4 protein-coding genes are annotated in these 2,963 nt (G+C 73.6%); 2 read left to right on the top strand and 2 right to left on the bottom strand.

Translation table 11 applies throughout. The features are described from left to right. Both Q6969_RS14690 and Q6969_RS14685 read left to right on the top strand, forming a co-directional pair. On the top strand, positions 1–655 hold a 655-nt coding region (locus Q6969_RS14690), incomplete at its 5' end, for an SCO7613 C-terminal domain-containing membrane protein (protein ID WP_396335559.1). Between the two features lie 127 nt (positions 656–782). Next, entirely contained in the window at positions 783–1,268 is a 486-nt protein-coding gene (locus Q6969_RS14685; RefSeq protein WP_317231111.1) for a DNA starvation/stationary phase protection protein, read from the top strand. A gap of 142 nt (positions 1,269–1,410) precedes the next feature. On the opposite strand, the gene Q6969_RS14680 is transcribed toward Q6969_RS14685, so the two are convergent. Next, positions 1,411–2,400, bottom strand: a complete 990-nt coding sequence (locus Q6969_RS14680; RefSeq protein ID WP_317231110.1) for a DNA-formamidopyrimidine glycosylase family protein — start codon at positions 2,398–2,400, stop codon at positions 1,411–1,413. Positions 2,401–2,406: 6 nt separating this feature from the next. After that, positions 2,407–2,895, bottom strand: a complete 489-nt coding sequence (locus Q6969_RS14675) for a ribose-5-phosphate isomerase (RefSeq protein WP_317231109.1) — start codon at positions 2,893–2,895, stop codon at positions 2,407–2,409. Positions 2,896–2,963: the final 68 nt, after the last annotated feature.

The raw sequence follows: 2,963 nt of genomic DNA, 5'->3' as shown, positions 1-2,963 counted from the left end.
GGCGGGCAGCGCTCCGCGGACCCCGCACGTCGAGGGCGGCGACCATGGCGACGGCGACGACCCCGGCAGCGACGCGGCGACCCGCCCTACCGAGCCCCGGTCCACCCCGGAGCCTCGACCCTCGCGGCGGGCCCCGCTCGTCGACCCGCTGGTCGCGGTCTCCGCCATCGTCGCGGCCGTGCTCGCGGCCGCGGTCCTCGCCGGCACCCGTGCCGCGGATCCGGTCGAATGGGTCACGGTGCCCGTCGCCCTGGCCCTCATCGCGGTCGGCACGCGCCGACTGACGCACGACCCGACGGCGGGCAGCATGCGCCATCTGGCACCCGGGCTCCTCGTCCTGCTCGGACCGCCGCTGCTCGCCGATCTCGGCCCCTCCCCTGCCTGGAGGATCGTCGCGCTCGGCGTCGTGGCGCTCGCGGTGCTCCTCGTCGGAGCGTCGCGGCGCCTCCGGGCCCCCTTCCTCGTCGGGGGTGCCGTGCTGCTGGTCCACGCGGTCGCCCAGCTCTGGCCATGGATCCGCGACGCGTCGGCGACGGTCCCCTGGTGGGCCTGGGCGGGCATCGGCGGCGTCGTGCTCATCGCGGTGGCCGCGCGCTACGAGCGTCGGATCCGCGACCTGCGCGAGGTGGCGGCTCGCGTCTCCGCCCTGCGCTGACCCGCTCGCCGCGAGTCCTGCGCCCCCGGTAAGCGATGCCTCAGCTTGCTTGCGGCGCTCGACGAGGTGCGCGAGATTGAGGTCACCGTCCGCAGCCCGCAGACCCGTCCACGTTCGAGGAGAACCCATGACCGACACCGTCCACGTCCCCACCAGCTCCGCCTCGGCCGACGTCGCCGCCGGCGTCGCGCAGTTCCTCAGCCCCGTCGTCGTGAACCTCCAGGCCCTCGCCGTCAACGGCAAGCAGGCGCACTGGCACGTCCGCGGCGCCAACTTCATCGGCGTCCACGAGTTCCTCGACGTCCTCGTCTCGCACGCGCAGGGCTGGGCGGACACCGCCGCCGAGCGCGTCGTCGCCCTCGGCCTCCCGATCGACGCGCGCGTCGAGACGGTGGCCGCCGCCACGACCACCGCTCCCCTCACGCCCGGCTTCCGCCAGTCGAGCGCCAGCATCGCCGAGGTCATCGCGCAGATCGACGCGACCATGGAGCTCGTCAACCGCGCCGTCCAGGAGCTCGGCGAGATCGACGTGAACAGCCAGGACGTGGCCATCGAGATCGCCCGCGGTCTCGAGAAGGACCGCTGGTTCCTGTTCGCGCACATCAGCGAGTAGCCGGCCGACCGGCACGCGCCGACGGACGAGGGGCCCGGATCCAGCAGGATCCGGGCCCCTCTCGGCATCCCACGCCGTGATCGCGCGCCTCGCGCAGGTCAGCGCCCGGGGCATCCTCGGACTATGCCCGACGCCCGGCGCATCAGGCCTGGCAGTACGGGCACCAGTAGAGCTTCCGGCCCGCGGCCTCCTCCATCACGATGTGCGTGCCGCACACCCGGCACGGCAGGCCCTCGCGGTGGTACACCCAGTGGCGGTCGGCCCGGTTGCGGAGCGCCGCGTCGAGCTTCTTTCCGCGCAGCCCGTCCATGGTCATCATCTGCCCCACCTCGACGCCCTTGCGGAGCAGCCTCGACCAGTCCTTCCAGAGGCCGCGCACGACGTCCTCGGGCACGTCGCGCCCGGGGGTGTGCGGGTTCTGCCGCGCGCGGAACAGCAGCTCCGCCCGGTAGACGTTGCCGATCCCGCTGACGACCGCCTGGTCCATCAGCAGCAGCCCGATGGCGGTGGGCTTCCTCCGCACCGTGGCCGTGAAGCGGTCCTCGGAGCGCTTGCCGCCCTCGACGAGCGGATCCGGTCCGAGCTTGTCGATGGCCCGCTGCACCTCCTCGGCGTCCGCGACGACGCAGGCGGTGGGCCCGCGGAGGTCCGCCACCGCGTGCTCCGTGAGCAGGCGCACCCGCACCTGGCCCACGGGCTCCGGCGGCCACGCCTCCGAGGAGAACGGGTCGTGCACCTTCTCCTGCTCGGCCATCCGGAGGCGTGCGCGACGGGGTGCCCCGATGCTGGCGAGGGAGTCCTCGGCGGCGGTGTCGACGGGCGCGTCGTCCACCCGGTCGTCGACCGGGACATCGCCGCGCATGCCGTTCTGTCCCATCCGGTTCAGCGTCGACACGTCGCCGGCGAAGTCCCATGCGCCGTAGAGCCCGAGGTGCACGCGGAGCCACACCCCGCCGTCGAACTCGAGGAACATCTGCTTGCCCACGGCCTTCGCGCCGACGAGGCGCCGCCCGTCGAGCACGGCGGCGCCCTCCGCGAATCGGCCCTGCGGCGAGGACGCCTGCACCACGTCGCCCACGAAGTGGGCCTCGAACTGCTTCGCGATCCGGTGGATCGAATGCCCCTCGGGCACGGCGGCCTAGTCGGTGACGGGATGCCCGGCGATGGCTCCCGTCGTCTCGTACTCGGCGAGCTGCGCGATGCGGCGCGCGTGGCGCTCCTCGGCGGAGAACGGCTCGGCGATGAAGGCGTCGATGAAGGCGGTGGCCTCCTCGACGGTGTGCTGCCGGGCGCCGATGGAGATCACGTTGGCGTCGTTGTGCTGGCGGGCGAGCACCGCGGTGGAGAGGTTCCAGACGAGGGCGGCCCGCACTCCCTCGACCTTGTTGGCCGCGATCTGCTCGCCGTTGCCGGATCCGCCGAAGACGACGCCCAGGGCCGTCGCGCCGGCGCGCTGGTCGGCGACCACCGCGCGGGCCGCCCGGATGCAGAAGGAGGGGTAGTCGTCGAGCGGCTCGTAGGCGACCGGGCCGTGGTCGACGACGTCGTGGCCGGCAGCCGTCAGGTGCTCGGTGAGGAACCTCGAGAAGTCGAGTCCCGCGTGGTCGGTCGCGATGTGGATGCGCATCGGTGCATCCCTCTCTGCCGCCCGGGCGGCGTCGTGCCCGCGGTGCGGGCGGTGCCGGTCACGCGACG

The organism is Clavibacter sp. MX14-G9D (assembly GCF_032917815.1).
GTDB classification, from domain to species: Bacteria; Actinomycetota; Actinomycetes; order Actinomycetales; family Microbacteriaceae; genus Clavibacter; species Clavibacter michiganensis_K.
Note: the sequence above shows the minus strand (reverse complement) of the source record. Positions and strands in the feature narration are given on the sequence as shown.

Bases quoted from the DNA above. Each gene is read 5' to 3' on its own strand.
- Q6969_RS14685 (WP_317231111.1), top strand. From the start codon at position 783: ATGACCGACACCGTCCACGTCCCCACCAGCTCCGCCTCGGCCGACGTC.
- Q6969_RS14675 (WP_317231109.1), bottom strand. From the start codon at position 2,895: ATGCGCATCCACATCGCGACCGACCACGCGGGACTCGACTTCTCGAGG.